Annotated in this window: 18 protein-coding genes; 14 read left to right on the top strand and 4 right to left on the bottom strand. The window is 74.4% G+C overall.

The window, feature by feature from the left end; genetic code table 11:
- Nucleotides 1-4: 4 nt before the first annotated feature.
- Complete coding sequence (locus PP1_RS05700; protein ID WP_010239813.1) at nt 5-928, top strand: acyl-CoA thioesterase; 924 nt, start codon at nt 5-7, stop codon at nt 926-928.
- A complete protein-coding gene (locus PP1_RS05695) occupies nt 925-1635 on the top strand; it encodes a dienelactone hydrolase family protein (protein WP_010239817.1) in 711 nt (236 codons plus the stop codon). The genes PP1_RS05700 and PP1_RS05695 overlap by 4 nt, the downstream gene beginning before the upstream one ends.
- Nucleotides 1636-1641: 6 nt before the next feature.
- Here PP1_RS05695 and PP1_RS05690 read toward each other — a convergent pair whose 3' ends face one another.
- The gene (locus PP1_RS05690; RefSeq protein WP_010239820.1) at nt 1642-2625 is read right to left on the bottom strand and encodes a TIGR03617 family F420-dependent LLM class oxidoreductase; all 984 of its coding nucleotides are present in this window, start codon (nt 2623-2625) and stop codon (nt 1642-1644) included.
- 91 nt (nt 2626-2716) lie between these two features.
- On the opposite strand from PP1_RS05690, the gene PP1_RS05685 reads away from it, so the two are divergent.
- From PP1_RS05685 to PP1_RS05630, 12 genes are all read left to right on the top strand, one after another.
- A complete protein-coding gene (locus PP1_RS05685; RefSeq protein ID WP_010239823.1) occupies nt 2717-4036 on the top strand; it encodes an O-acetylhomoserine aminocarboxypropyltransferase/cysteine synthase family protein in 1320 nt (439 codons plus the stop codon).
- Nucleotides 4033-4512 (top strand): CoA-binding protein, encoded by a 480-nt coding sequence (locus PP1_RS05680; RefSeq protein WP_010239825.1) that lies wholly within the window; start codon nt 4033-4035, stop codon nt 4510-4512. The genes PP1_RS05685 and PP1_RS05680 overlap by 4 nt, the downstream gene beginning before the upstream one ends.
- 618 nt (nt 4513-5130) lie before the next feature.
- A complete protein-coding gene (locus tag PP1_RS05675) occupies nt 5131-6045 on the top strand; it encodes a hypothetical protein (RefSeq protein ID WP_139323841.1) in 915 nt (304 codons plus the stop codon).
- A complete protein-coding gene (locus tag PP1_RS05670) occupies nt 6038-7312 on the top strand; it encodes an SRPBCC family protein (protein WP_083697326.1) in 1275 nt (424 codons plus the stop codon). Before PP1_RS05675 ends, PP1_RS05670 begins: the two co-directional genes overlap by 8 nt.
- 52 nt (nt 7313-7364) lie before the next feature.
- Entirely contained in the window at nt 7365-7742 is a 378-nt protein-coding gene (gene gvpJ / locus PP1_RS05665; RefSeq protein ID WP_010228946.1) for a gas vesicle protein GvpJ, read from the top strand.
- Entirely contained in the window at nt 7739-8512 is a 774-nt protein-coding gene (locus tag PP1_RS05660) for a GvpL/GvpF family gas vesicle protein (protein WP_010228949.1), read from the top strand. Before gvpJ ends, PP1_RS05660 begins: the two co-directional genes overlap by 4 nt.
- Before the next feature lies 1 nt (nt 8513).
- Nucleotides 8514-8759, top strand: a complete 246-nt coding sequence (locus PP1_RS05655) for a gas vesicle protein GvpG (RefSeq protein WP_010228950.1) — start codon at nt 8514-8516, stop codon at nt 8757-8759.
- A 451-nt stretch (nt 8760-9210) separates the two neighbouring features.
- Nucleotides 9211-9750: a gas vesicle protein GvpO gene (locus PP1_RS05650; RefSeq protein WP_249265964.1), complete on the top strand. Its 540-nt coding sequence runs from the start codon at nt 9211-9213 to the stop codon at nt 9748-9750.
- Nucleotides 9747-10610 (top strand): gas vesicle protein, encoded by an 864-nt coding sequence (locus tag PP1_RS31545; protein ID WP_083697089.1) that lies wholly within the window; start codon nt 9747-9749, stop codon nt 10608-10610. Before PP1_RS05650 ends, PP1_RS31545 begins: the two co-directional genes overlap by 4 nt.
- A gap of 2 nt (nt 10611-10612) precedes the next feature.
- Complete coding sequence (locus tag PP1_RS05640) at nt 10613-11404, top strand: GvpL/GvpF family gas vesicle protein (RefSeq protein ID WP_170918883.1); 792 nt, start codon at nt 10613-10615, stop codon at nt 11402-11404.
- Complete coding sequence (locus tag PP1_RS05635; protein ID WP_010241725.1) at nt 11401-11643, top strand: gas vesicle protein; 243 nt, start codon at nt 11401-11403, stop codon at nt 11641-11643. The genes PP1_RS05640 and PP1_RS05635 overlap by 4 nt, the downstream gene beginning before the upstream one ends.
- Entirely contained in the window at nt 11640-11954 is a 315-nt protein-coding gene (locus tag PP1_RS05630) for a gas vesicle protein K (protein WP_010241726.1), read from the top strand. The genes PP1_RS05635 and PP1_RS05630 overlap by 4 nt, the downstream gene beginning before the upstream one ends.
- Before the next feature lie 9 nt (nt 11955-11963).
- Here PP1_RS05630 and PP1_RS05625 read toward each other — a convergent pair whose 3' ends face one another.
- From PP1_RS05625 to PP1_RS05615, 3 genes are all read right to left on the bottom strand, one after another.
- Nucleotides 11964-12182: a hypothetical protein gene (locus tag PP1_RS05625; RefSeq protein WP_139323842.1), complete on the bottom strand. Its 219-nt coding sequence runs from the start codon at nt 12180-12182 to the stop codon at nt 11964-11966.
- A 112-nt stretch (nt 12183-12294) separates the two neighbouring features.
- Nucleotides 12295-12750: a hypothetical protein gene (locus tag PP1_RS05620; RefSeq protein ID WP_010241729.1), complete on the bottom strand. Its 456-nt coding sequence runs from the start codon at nt 12748-12750 to the stop codon at nt 12295-12297.
- The gene (locus PP1_RS05615; RefSeq protein ID WP_075314130.1) at nt 12747-13925 is read right to left on the bottom strand and encodes a DUF418 domain-containing protein; all 1179 of its coding nucleotides are present in this window, start codon (nt 13923-13925) and stop codon (nt 12747-12749) included. Before PP1_RS05615 ends, PP1_RS05620 begins: the two co-directional genes overlap by 4 nt.
- Between the last annotated feature and the right edge of the window lie 81 nt (nt 13926-14006).

The raw sequence follows: 14006 nt of genomic DNA, 5'->3' as shown, positions 1-14006 counted from the left end.
TCCCGTGAGCCCCGCCGAACCCGTTCCCGCGACCGAGCCGCAGGCGACCGCCGCCGACGGCGAGCCGCGCGGCCAGGCCGTCCTCGACGACCTGGTCTCGCTGCTGGACCTCGAACGCCTGGAGGACAACCTCTTCCGCGGCGTGAGCCCGCCGGTCTCGCTGCCCCGGGTGTTCGGCGGGCAGGTCGCGGGGCAGGCGCTGGTGGCGGCCGGGCGGACGGTGCCCGGCGACCGTCCGGTGCACTCCCTGCACGCGTACTTCATCCGGCCCGGCGACCCGAACATCCCGATCGTCTACGAGACCGAGCGGGTGCGGGACGGGCGGTCGTTCACGACCCGCCGGGTGCTGGCGATCCAGCGCGGCGAGGCGATCTTCTCGCTGTCGGCGTCGTTCCAGATGGAGCAGGACGGGCTGCGGCATTCCGAGCCGATGCCCCAGGGCGTCCCCGCACCGGACCGGATCGACGACCTCGGCGCCCGCGCCGTGCGCGGCGACGGCGGGTGGATGGCCGGGCTGCCCCGGCCGCTGGACATCCGGCTGATCGACGAGCCGGTGTCGTCGCAGCGCTGGACCGGGCCGTCCGACGAGCCGATGCGGTTGTGGCTGCGCGCCGACGGGACGCTCCCGGACGAGAAGCTGCTGCACGTCTGCCTGCTGACCTACGCCAGCGACCTGACGCTGCTCGGCTCCGTCGTCGCCCGGCACGACGCGCCCGCGAACGGCGTGCAGATGGCCAGCCTGGACCATGCGATGTGGTTCCACGAGCCGTTCCGGGCCGACGAGTGGCTGCTCTACACCTGCTACTCGCCGGCCGCGTCCGGCGGGCGCGGGCTGGCGTCGGGCCGGTTCTTCACCGCGGACGGCCGTCTGGTCGCCACGACGATGCAGGAGGGCCTCGTGCGGGTCCGGAAGGGCGGTCGAGGATGACGGTCGAGGCGGACGTCGCGGTTCCCAGCGTCAACGGCGGGACCCTGCCCGGGTTCCTGGCGCGGCCGGAGACCGGTGAGCCCGGCCCGGCGCTGGTCATGATCTACGAGGCGTTCGGGATGACCCCGGAGATGCGCCGGATCGCCCGGGAGCTCGCCCGCGAGGGCTACACCGTCCTCATCCCGGACCTGTTCGCCCGCGGGAAGGTGAAGCCGCTGTGCGTCGCCTCCACGATGGCGACGATGGCGTCCGGCCGGGGCGCGGCGCTGGGGGACTGCGAGTCCGCGCGACGCTGGCTCGCCGGCCAGCCCACGGTGGACGGCGACCGGATCGGTGCCATCGGGTTCTGCATGGGCGGCGGTTTCGCGATGCTGTTGTCGCAGACCGGGCTGTACCGGGTGGCGGTGCCGTTCTACGGCCGCAGCGGCACCCGGGTGGAGCCCGTCTGCCCGGTGGTCGCCAGCTTCGGCGGCCGGGACGCGCAGTTCGCCGACGGTTACCCGGAACGTCTCGAGGCCGATCTCGCCGAGCGCGGGATCCCGCACGACGTGAAGGTCTACCCCGACGCCGGGCACTCGTTCATGACGCGGACCGAGGGCGTGCTCGGTGCGGCCGCGCGGCGCTCGCCGCTGCACGCGGCCTACGACGAGCCGGCCGCCACCGACGCGACCCGGCGGGTGCTGGAGTTCCTCCGCACCCACCTGTGAACCCCGTCAGGCGCGGAGCGCGGCCACCAGGTCGGCGAAGCGCTCCGGCGGCGGGATCTCACCGGGCACCGTGAACCGCAGCCGGTCCGCGGTCCCGCCCCAGCGCCGGCGCAGCCCGTCGGCGACGCCCGCGGTGTCGCCGGTGGCGCACATGAGGTCGAGCAGGTCGTCGTCGACAAGCGGGACCATGTCGTCCCACCGGCCCTGTTTGGACAGCGCGTTGAGCTCGTCCTGCAGCTCGCCCAGGCCGTGCAGCTCCAGGACGGGCCGGTAGGCGGGGGTCGAGCCGTAGAAGGAGATCCGCCGGCGCACCTCGGCCACGTCGGCGTCGTCGAACGCGACGAACGGCGACAGCGCGATCTCCAGCGGCGCCATGCCCGCCGGCCGGTGCTCGGCCACCGCCGGGGCGATGACCTCCTCCAGGTACCGGGTGGTGCAGAACGGGTGCACGAACAGCCCGTCGGCGACCTCCGCCGCCACCCGCAGCATCTGCGGACCGACCGCGGCCACGAACACCGCGGGCGGGCCGTGCGGGTTCGGCGGCGGGACGAACGCCGGCGTCATCAGGGAGTGGTCGTAGAACTCGCCGCGGTGCGCGAGCGGCTCGCCGGTCTCCCAGCTCCGCCAGATCGCCCGCAGCGCGACGACGAACTCCCGCATCCGCGCGGCCGGCCGCGACCACGGCATCGAGAACCGGCGGGTGACGTGCGGCCGGATCTGGCTGCCGAGGCCGAGCACCAGCCGTCCGCCGGAGAACCGCTGCAGGTCCCAGGCCGGGTAGGCGACCGTCATCGGCGTCCGCGCGAAGGCGATCGCGACCGACGGGCCGAGCTGCATCCGCGTCGAGTGCTCGGCGGCGAGCACGAGGGGCAGCAGGCCGTCGGCGCGGTTCTCGCCGTTCCAGGCGCCGTCGTACCCGATCTCCTCGCAGGCCCGGACGTCCCGGGCGACGGTCTCCAGCGAGTCGCGGACGCGCGCGTCGATCCTCATGCGGCGCAGACGGGTCGACAGGGATGTTCCGGGCGTACGGTGCGCATGATCGGACGGTACCCCGCGCCATGCCGCGCGGTCAGGAGGCAGGATGGGGACCGTGAGCGATCACCAGCAGCAGGACCGGGCCTGGGGCTTCCGCACCCGGGCCGTGCACGCGGGCACGGTGCCGGACGCGGAGACCGGATCGCGGGCCGTCCCGATCCACCAGACCACCAGCTACGTCTTCCGGGACACCGACGACGCCGCGGCGCTGTTCGCGCTGCAGAAGTACGGGCTCATCTACTCCCGGATCGCCAACCCGACGGTGTCGGCGCTGGAGGAACGGCTGGCCAGCCTGGAGGGCGGGATCGGCGCGGTCTGCACGGCGTCGGGGCAGTCGGCGGAGTTCCTGACCTTCGCGGCGCTCGCCGGGGCCGGGGACCACGCCGTCGCCGCGGCCGGGCTCTACGGCGGCACGATCACCCAGCTCGACGTCACGCTGCGGCGCTTCGGCGTCGACACGACGTTCGTGCCCGGCACCGACCCGGCCGACTACGCCGCGGCGATCCGCGACGACACGAAGTTCGTGTTCGCCGAGGTGATCTCGAACCCGGGCGGGGAGGTCGCCGACATCGCCGGGCTCGCCGAGGTCGCGCACGCCCGCGGCCTGCCGCTGATCATCGACGCGACGCTGGCGACGCCGTACCTGTGCCGCCCGCTCGAGCACGGTGCCGACATCGTCATCCACTCGGTGACGAAGTTCCTCGGCGGCCACGGCACCACGCTGGGCGGCGTCGTCATCGACGCGGGCACCTTCGACTGGGGCAACGGGAACTTCCCGCAGATGACCGAGCCGGTGCCGTCGTACGGCGGGCTCACGTGGTGGGGCAACTTCCAGGAACTCGGCTTCCTCACGAAGCTGCGGGCCGAGCAGTTGCGCGACGTCGGCGCGACGCTGTCGGCGCACTCGGCGTTCCTGCTGATGCAGGGCGTCGAGACGCTCCCGCAGCGGATGGACCAGCACGTCGCTAACGCCCGCCGGGTCGCGGAGTGGCTGGAGGCCGACCCGCGCGTCGAGTACGTGACCTACCCGGGGCTGCCCTCGCACGAGCACCACGAGCGCGCCGGGCGCTACCTGCCGGACGGGCCGGGCGCGGTCTTCGCGTTCGGTGTGACGGGCGGCCGCGACGCGGGCGCCCGGTTCATCGAGTCGGTGCAGCTGTGCAGCCATCTCGCCAACGTCGGCGACGCGCGCACGCTCGTGCTGCACCCGGCGTCGACGACGCACCAGCAGCTCACGCCCGACCAGCTGGACCAGGCCGGCGTCCCCGCGGACATGATCCGGATCTCGGTCGGTCTCGAGGATCCGGACGACATCGTGTGGGACCTGGACCAGGCCCTCACCGCAGCGCTGAAGGAGGACGCGTGACCTGGGAGAACCCGCCCGCGTGGCGGCGGCAGCGGATCCTGCGCGACACCCGGACCGTCGCGATGGTCGGTGCGTCGCCCAACCCGGCCCGCGCCAGCAACTTCGTCGCGACCTACCTGCTGGCCTCCACCGGGTTCGACGTGTACTTCGTGAACCCGCACGCGACCGAGATCCTCGGCCGCCCGGTGTACCCCTCGCTGGCGGAGCTTCCCGTCGTCCCCGACCTCGTCGACGTCTTCCGGAAGCCGGAGGACCTCCCGGGGGTGCTCGACGAGGTGCTGGCGCTGGACCCGCACCCGTCGGTGTTCTGGTTGCAGTTCGGCCTGTTCGACGCCGACCTCGCCCGCCGTGCCGAGCAGGCCGGCCTCGACGTCGTGATGGACCGCTGTCTCAAGGTGGAGCACGCCCGCTTCGCCGGCGGGCTGCACCTGGCCGGGTTCAACACCGGCGTGATCACCTCCCGCCGCCGGGACTGACACACCCGCACCCGGCCCTCCCGGCCCCGCCCTGCCACCCCGCGCCGCTGCCGTCCGGCCGCGGGCGGGGTGGCCGGCGACCACTGCGGACGGTCACGGCCGCAGGCTCCCGACCGTTGCGCCGCGCGTCCGCGCCCGCCGGTCCCGCCCCCGCGCCACCCCCGTGCCATCCCCGCTCCGGCCCTGCTCCGGAACCATGCAGGTGGCACCGTATTTCCCGGATCATGCTGCTCTCTTCGAGTGAAGAATTCTTTTGCCCGGGGGACTCCGGAAACGTGATCACCAGTGATCGAGAACGAGCTGATTCCATTGAGGATCTCTCGGGAAGATCATGCGCCGTCCGATTCACCGGGTCCCCTCTTCCGGTCTAGTGACAGCATTTGCGTCAGCCCGTCCACGGTGTGCCGCACACCTTTACGGCGCAATCCCATGTTGCTCCGGACGGAGGCGTACGGAAATTGACCATTCGCTGTAACGTCGCGCCGGAACGTGACCCGTGCGAGGCTTTGTGCAGTCGGCGTTGCAGCTGATCTCGGTGGGAGCGTCGCGACAGAAGTCGATCTCGACGGTGCGCCGAGCGGTCAAGATCGCATTCTCGTATCGGAGGAGTGGTCATTCATGAGTTCGGCCGCGAAGGTGGGGATGGCGGTGCTCGGGGGGTATGTCCTCGGCCGCACGAAGAAGATGAAACTGGCGATCATGCTGGGCGGCGCGCTGGCCGGTCGAAAACTCGATCTCTCGCCCACGGATCTGCTGGGAAAGGGCGCGAAGCTGGCGGCCGGGTCGGCCGACGTGTCGCGACTGCGGGAGGCGATCACCGGGCGTCTGGTGGAGGCCGGGAGGGACGCGGCGCTCGCCGCCGCGGCGAGCCGCATGGAGTCGTTGACGGACTCGCTCGTCGAGCGGGTGGAGAACCTCGGCAAGCCGGTGGAGAAGGTGGCGGACACGGCGGGTGACGTCGCCGGGGCCGGTGTCGAGACGGTGGGCGACACGGCGGGCGCCGTCGCGGGGTCCACCGCGGACGGTCTGGACGCCGCGCGCCGGACGACGGGGCGGCTCGCGTCGGCGGGCCGGTCCCGCCGGTCGGCCGGGGACTCCGGCCCCGGCGACGCCGGCACGGACGGGGGCGACGACACCGCGGACGACACGGCGGACGACACCGCGGAGGACAGGGACGACTCGGCCGACGACTCGGCCGACGACGCGGTCGACGACACCGCGGCCGACGACGGCCGCCGGGGCACCGGCGGCCGCCGTTCCGGCGCCGCGGCCGGTGACGCGACCGGGGCGACGGCGAAGGCACCGGCACGGCGGCGCACGGCCGCGTCGGGGGCCTCGGGGGCGGCGAAGACCGCGAAGACCGCGAAGTCGGCGAAGTCGGCGGCGTCCGGCACGGCGTCGCGGTCCCGGGCGCGCAGCACGGGCGGCCGGTCCGGCAGCGGATCGGACTCGGCGTCGGGCACCCGGCGCACGGCCCGCGGTGGCGGCCGCGGCAGCACGACCCGGCCCCGCCGCGGGGGCGACGATGCCTGAGGCGAACCCGGCGGACGACGTCGCCGACCAGGCCTCGGGCCTCGCGCAGCTGCCCACGGACCGGTTGAAGGACGCGGCGATGACCCTGCTCGGTGCGGTGACCGACCGGGCGGTCGGGGCGGCTCTGGAGCGGGTCGACGCGCTGACCGGACGGCTCACCGACGTCACCGAGAACGGTGGCGCCGGGCTCGGGGCCGCGCTCGGTGGCGGCACGGCGATGCTGCAGGGCGGGAACCCGGTGACGGGCGCGCTGAAGGGCGGCCTGTCGGCGGCGAAGGACAAGGTGCTCGGCGCGGTCGGGCTCGGCGGCGGCTCGGACGACGACTCCGACGACTCCGGCGGCTCCGGGGGATCCGGCGGCCCGGGCGGCGGGCAGCGCGGCAAGGTCAAGTTCATGAACATCGTCGAGGAGCTCGACGTCGGGGTCCCGGTCCGCGTCGCCTACGACCAGTGGACGCAGTTCGCCGACTTCCCGAGCTTCATGAAGAAGGTGCACAGCGTCGAGCAGGAGTCCGACGAGAAGACCACCTGGCGGGCCCAGGTGTTCCTGTCCAAGCGGACCTGGAACGCGACGATCATCGAGCAGGTCCCGGACAGCCACATCGTCTGGCGCTCCGGCGGCGCGAAGGGCTACGTCAACGGCATCGTGACGTTCCACGAGCTCGCGCCGCAGCTGACCAAGGTCCTGCTGGTCCTGGAGTACTACCCGGTCGGGCTGTTCGAGAAGACCGGGAACGTCTGGCGTGCCGTGGGCCGGCGGGCCCGGCTCGAGTTCAAGCACTACCGCAGGCACGTCATGGTCGAGACGCTCGTGAACCGCGAGGAGCTCGAGGGCTGGCGCGGGGAGATCCGCGACAGCGAGGTCGTCAGGACCCACGAGGAGGCGCTCGAGGAGGAGCGTGCCCGGGAGGACGAGGAGTACGACGACGACGCCTACGACGAGTACGACGACGGCGCCGACGAGGAACTCGAGGACGACGAGGGCGAGGCCGCCGAGTACGCCGACGACGACGTCGAGGAGCCGGCAGGCGGGCCCGACGACGAGTTCGAGGAGTTCGACGAGGACGAGGTCGTCGACGAGGTCCCCGAGGACGAGGACGGCGACGACCTGGATGTCGAGGACCTCGACGAGGACCTGGACGCCGGCGAGTACGCCGACGACGACGAACGCGAGGAGCCGGAGCCCGCGGACGACGGTGGCCGCAACGGGTCCGGCGGCCGTCGGGGCCGTACCGCCCCGCGCCGCCGCAAGGCCGGTGCGTCCTGATCCGGCGGCACCGGCCGGGCCTTCCACGCCGTACGAGAGGAGGGGATGACGGGTGACCGTCAGCCGTCAGGAAGGGGGCCGGGTCTCCCGCGCACCGCAGGGGGACCTCGCCCAGGTGATCGACCTGATCTTGGAGAAGGGCCTGGTCATCGACGTGTTCGTGAAGGTGTCGCTGGTCGGCATCGAGCTCGTCACGATCGACGCGCGGATCGTCGTCGCCAGCGTCGACACGTACCTCCGTTTCGCGGAGGCCACCAACCGGCTCGACCTGCACCAGAAGGGCGGCAAGGACCTCGGGCAGGTCGTCAGCGGGCTCACCGAGAGCGCGTACGAGGGCGGCGCGAAGGGCACGACGCGCGGCGTCCTGGAGGCGGGGAAGGAGAAGTTCGACGAGTTCCGCGGTGAGCGCAAGGGGGAGAAGCGCAGGTGAGCGAGGGAACGGCCGGGAACGGCGTCTACGTGTACGGGGTGGTCGCCGCGGGCGCCCGGATCCCCGGCGACCTGGACCCGGTGGGCGCACCGGGGGGTGAGATCGGTCTGCTCGACCACCGCGAGCTCGCGGCGGTGGTCAGCGACGTCCCGACGGACCGGCCCCTGGGCCGGCGTGACGACCTGATGGCGCACGAGCGGGTCGTGAACGCGGTGGCGGCAGAGGTGACGGTGCTGCCGATGCAGTTCGGCGGCGTCGTCTCCGACGACCTGGCCGTCGTCGACGAGCTGCTGGAGGAGAACCACGACTTCTTCGTCGACGTGCTGCGGCGCCTCGACGGGTGTCTGCAGTTCGTGCTCTACGGCCGTTACGACGAGGACCTCCTGCTCGGCGGGATCGTCGACCGCGACCCGGAGATCGCCGAGATGAGCCGGTCGTTGCGCGACACCGATCCCGACGCCACCCACTACGAGCGGATCACGCTCGGCGAGCGGATCGCGAACGAGGTGGAACGCCTGCGCACCGCCGACGCCGAGGCCGCCGTCGAGCTGCTGGAGCCGCAGTGCGAGGGGATCGTGGTCAAGGAGGTCGGCGGTGAGGACGGCGCGGTGCACCTCGCGGTGCTGGTCCGCCGTGACCGCCGCGCGGAGTTCGACACCGCGGTCGACGCGCTCGGCGACGAGTGGGGGGACCGGGTGTCGTTGCAGCTGATCGGGCCGGTCGCCCCGTTCGACTTCCTGCCCGCTCCCGACGCCGGGACGGAGGAGTGAGATGGGGTTGCTGACCGGGATCCTGACGCTGCCGCTCGCCCCGGTGCGGGGCGTCATGTGGATCGCCGAGCAGATCGAGGCCGAGGTCGACCGGGAGATGAACGACCCTGCCGTCATCCGTCGCAAGATCGACGAGTCGGAGCGGGCGTTCGAGGACGGCGAGATCGACGAGGCCGAGCGCGACGCCCGCCAGGAGGAGCTCCTCGGGCGGCTGATCGACCGCGGTGGGGGAGGCCGGAGTGGCTGACCGCCCCGTCCGGCGACGGACCACCCGCGACGACGACGGCGGCGGCCGTGATCACGACCGCGCGGGAGGCGGGCCGGGCGATCGCGCGGAGCGCCGCACCGCCCGGGGAGGATCCGCTGCCCGCCGCCGGGACGGTGCCGAGGCACCCGGGCGTGACGAGGCGACGGCCCCGCGGCGTCCCCGCGCGGAGGGCGGTGCCCGGCCGAAGAGGGCGCGGTCGGGTGAGGAACCGGGCCGCCGGGCCGACGGGGAGGGGACCGGCGAGCGGCCGCGGCGTCGCCGGGCCGACGGGGATGCGGCGCGCCGGGCACCGGCGGGCGACGCCCCTCGGCGCAGGTCCACCGGTGACGGGGCGCGGCGCCGTGCCGCCGACGAGGCGCCCGGGCGCCGGGCGGCCGGGGACGGCCCCCGGCGACGGGCGGCGGAGGACACGCCCCGGCGTCGGCGGCAGGTGCGGCGGGCCGCGGAGGACGAGGTCCCGGAGGACCGGGTCGCGGAGGACGAGGAGGCGCCCGACGATGCAGCCCCGGACGACGAGATCGAGGAGATCGACGAGATCGACGACGACATCGACGAGATCGAGGGCGACGACGGGACCGACGAGGGCCAGGACGAGGGGGACGACAGCGACAACGGCGGCGACAACGGCGGCGACAACGGCGGCGACAACGGCGGCGACGACGGCGGCGACGACGACGGCGGGGGCGAACCGGAACCTCCGCCCCGTCCGGCCCGGCTCGGTGCGCGGGCTGTCGCCCGGGCTGCGTTGGAGCAGGTCGTCGAGATGACCGGCCGCACCCCGGAGGGTGTCACCTCGGTCTCCCGGCACGACGAGGGCTGGACGATCGAGGTGGAGGTCGTCGAGTCCCGGCGGATCCCGGACTCGGCCGACGTCCTCGGGGTGTACGAGGCCGAGCTCGACCGCGAGGCCGAGCTCGTGTCGTACCGGCGCGTCCGCCGCTACACCCGCGGGACCGGGGGTGAGGCATGAGCAGCGACACGGTGCGCTGGTCGTCCGGGCAGCCCCGGCGGCAGCAGGAGTCCCGGAACGACGGGGCGAACCTCGCCGACATCCTGGAACGGGTGCTGGACAAGGGGATCGTCATCGCCGGGGACATCCAGGTGAACCTCCTCGACATCGAGCTGCTGACGATCAAGATCCGGCTGGTGGTCGCGTCCGTCGACCGGGCGAAGGAGATGGGCATCGACTGGTGGGAGCGCGACCCGACGCTCTCGGCCGGACGGCAGGATCTGGAGACCGAGAACGCCCACCTGCGTGAGCGGGTCGAGGCCCTGGAACGCGCCGCGGGCCGCGACGGTCTGCCCCCGGCGGGCCCGTCGGACGACGGAGCGGACCGGCACCGGGCCGACGCCGACGCCGACGACGCCGGAGCAGAGGCGGCCGCCGCTGCCGACGACCTCGACTCCGACCTCGACGCCGACGCCGACGCCGACTCCGACTCCGACTCCGACTCCGACGACTTCGACGACGCGGACGCCGACGACGACGACCTCGACTCCGACGCGGACGCCGACGCGGACGCCGACGCGGACGCCGACGCGGACGCCGACGCGGACGCCGACGCGGACGCCGACGCGGACGCCGACGCGGACGCCGACGCGGATGCCGACACCGGTGCCGACGCCGCCGACGCGGACGAGGAGCGGCAGCCGCCCGACCGGACCGAGGAGCGCGCCGGGATCGACAGGCCCGGACCCGACGATCCCCCCGCCCCGTCCCGGCGCCGTGATGCGGGAGCACCACGCCGCCGCGCCCGTGACGCCCCGGCCCGCGAGCCGGCGGAACGGCGCCGCGCCCGTGACGACGGCACCCGCTCCCGGAGGCGATGACCGTGCAGGAGACACCCGACGACAGCCCCGCGGCCGCGCCGGGCGAGCTGTCGTACGTCTACGCCGTCACCCGTCGTGAGCCGCCCGGGCTCGCGACACTGACCGGGGTGCTCGACGCGCCCGTCCGGGTCGTCGCGGGGTCCGGGCTGCACGCCGTCGTCAGCCGGGTGCCTGCCGCCGACTTCGCGCAGGACGCGATCGACGAGCGTCTCCAGGACCTCGACTGGCTCACCGCGACCGCCCGCGCGCACCACCACGTCGTCGACGAGGTCGGGCGCTCGTCCGACGTGGCGCCGCTGGCCCTCGCGACCGTCTTCACCGACGACGCGCGGGTCCGTGCGGTCCTCGACGAGCGCCGGTCCGGGTTCGAGGCCGTCCTCGACCGGGTGCACGGCCGGGCCGAGTGGGGGCTGAAGGCGTGGGCCCCGCAGGCCGCACCCGCGGCGCGGGGCGAGCGGCCGTCGTCCGGGGCGGAGTACCTGCGCCGCCGCCGTGCCGCCGCCGGGGCGGCGGAGGCCCGGACCGACGAGGCGTTCCGGGCGGCCGAGAGCCTGCACGACGCCGTCGCCGGGGCCGCGGTCGAGGCGCGCCGGCACCGCGTCCACGACGCCGCGCTCACCGGCCGGACCGAGAAGATGGTGCTCAACGCGGCCTACCTCGTCGACACGGACGACACCGACCGGTGGCGGGCCGCCGTGGAGGCGGCCGCGACGCCCGCGCTGCTGGTCGAGGTGACCGGCCCCTGGGTGCCGTACTCGTTCGCCGGGACCGCCCCGGGCGGTGACGACGGATGACCGAACCGACCGGACTGTTCGGCGACCGCGAGGTGGCACTCGTCGACCTCCTGGACCGGCTGCTCGCCGGGGGAGTGGTGCTCACCGGGGACGTGACGATCTCGCTGGCCGGCGTCGATCTCGTCCGGATCTCGCTGCGCGCGCTCATCACCTCGATCGCGCCGGCGGAGGACGTGCCCCACGGGGACGGGCGTGTCGCCGCCGCTGAGCCGCGTGCGCTCCCGGGGGCCGGTGGATGAGCGCCCCGGAGCCCGGGTCGCGCCCGGCCCGGCCCGCCGGCCGGGTCGAGATCGACCGTGAGTCGGTCGAGCGGGACCTGATGAAGCTGGTGCTGACGATCGTCGAACTGCTGCGTCAGCTGATGGAGAAGCAGGTGCTGCGGCGGGTCGACCAGGGCGATCTCACCGACGACCAGATCGAGGACCTCGGTACGTCGCTCATGCACCTGGAGTCCGCGATGGAGGAGCTGACCGAGCGGTTCGGACTCACCGCGCAGGACCTCAACATCGAGCTCGGACCGCTGGGCCCGCTGCTCCCGCGGCAGCGGTAGCGGCGTTCCTCAGACCGGGTCGGAGCCCTCCGCCGCCCGGACCTCGTCGACGGCCTGTGCGCGCTCCGACGCCGGCGGCTCGTTCTCGGCGCGGAGAGCGTCGGACCGGTCCTGCGCCTCGTCCTGGGTGGCGTACTGCTCGAAGGCGCCGCACCCGCAGTCGCACCGGACCACCCACTTGTCGGCGACGTCGACCATCGGCAGGACGTACGGGTCGTGCTGCGCCACGAGGAGCTCCTTCGCCGGGACGGGCGGTGCGGAACGCATCATTCCGGCACGCACCGTGTGCTGCCACTCGAGATCGCGACGGATGGCCCGCCGCGGCCGGAGGGGCCGTCGCTCACCAGCCGAGCAGACCGACCAGCAGCGCGTGCAGCAGCCAGAACGGACCGAACGCCAGCGCCACCAGTCCACCCGGGCCGGCGCCGCGGCGGGCCGGGATGAGCAGCGCGACGGCCGTCAGCCCCCACGGTACGACGAGCGCGATCCCGCGCAGCGGCCACGACACCACACCGGTGACCAGCGCCAGGAGCAGCGCGACCGCCACCCAGCCCGCGCTCGCCGCGACACACCGGGGGAGCAGCCGCTCGACCGGCGACGGCTCCCGGTCGGACGGCGCGCACTCGTCGGGCCCGGTCCCCGGCGGGTACGGCGGGGCGCCGGGCAGCGGCGCGTGCGGGGGCACCCCGCCGGGACCGGGATCCGGGTCGTCCACACCGGAGTACCCGGGCGCTCCCTGCCACGGCGGACGGTCGTCCGGCTCGTCGCGGTGCGCGGGATCCTCCCGGCCGGTCACGGGCGCGACCCCAGCCCCGGGCCGACGGGCCGGGAGTACGTCAGGCGGCGCAGCAGCGACTCGGCCGGGCCGCGCCCGCCGGTGCGTGCCGACCACGTCGCCACCAGCACCGTCGTCGCCCAGACCCCGGTCCCGCACAGTGCCGCCGCCCACAGCGGCAGGCCCGCACCCAGCTCGAGCGTCCAGGCCGGGAACAACGCCACGAACGCCACCGACTGCGCCAGGTACGCCGACAACGACCGCTGCCCGGTCGCCTCCAGCGCCGCGCCGACGCGGCCCGGCCCACGCCCGGCGCGCCGCGCCACGACCAGCCCGGCCAGCGCCGCGTAGCCGACGCCGGCGGCGTACCCGGTGAGCGCGTGCAGCGGCCCGAGCACCAGCAGCACCGTCGTCGGCGGGGACCAGACCCCCGCGGCGACGAGCGCCATCGGCAGCCCGCCGAGGACACCCGTCGCGATCCCGGCGACGGCCAGTCGTCGCAGCGGGCGGCGGTGCCGGGCCGGGTCGGCGAGCAGCCCGGACCGGTGGAGCAGCACGCCGACCGCGGCCGCGCCGGTGAGCGCGAGCGCGCTCAGCAGCAGGTTGCCGAACAACCACTCGCCGAACCGGTCCGCCATCGCCACGAGGGCGTCCGGCTGCACCAGCGACGGCGACGCCGACGGTGCCCCGGCATCGGTGAGCGCCACCGGCAGGTGGAGCAGCACGGCGAGGGCGGTCGTCGCCGCCGCCGTCGTCACCAGCTGTGGGGTCGTGCCCCGGGCCAGCAACCCGGCCGCCAGCACCGCGATCAGCCCGTACGCGGCGACGAAGTCGCCGTGCCACAGCAGGACCGCGTGGATCGCACCGATCGCGAGCAGCGCGCCGCCGCGCCGGCGGACCAACGCCACGACGTCGTCGCCGGCCCGCGCGCCGGGCGGGGTGCGGCGGGCGGCGAGGCCCGCGATCCCGAACCCGAACAGCACCGCGAACAGCGGGTACGCACGGCCGTCGACCAGGGTGAGCTGCACCGTGGCGACGACGGCGTCGACCCCGGAGAGGTCCCGCGGGTAGGTGCGGACGCCGATCCCGCGGTGCGTGACGAACGTGTGGGCGTTGGCGATCGCGATGAGCAGCAGCGCCGCCCCACGGGCCAGATCGGGGGCCGCGGACCGGTCGGTCACCGGGAGGGCGTGCACGGACGTCGACGCTACCGGGTGTGGTTCGTGCCACCTGGAGCGATCCGTGTGCTCCCCGTCGCGGCGTGCGACGCCTGACAG

Origin of the sequence: Pseudonocardia sp. P1, assembly GCF_000178675.2 — a bacterium.
Taxonomy (GTDB): Bacteria; Actinomycetota; Actinomycetes; order Mycobacteriales; family Pseudonocardiaceae; genus Pseudonocardia.
Note: the sequence above shows the minus strand (reverse complement) of the source record. Positions and strands in the feature narration are given on the sequence as shown.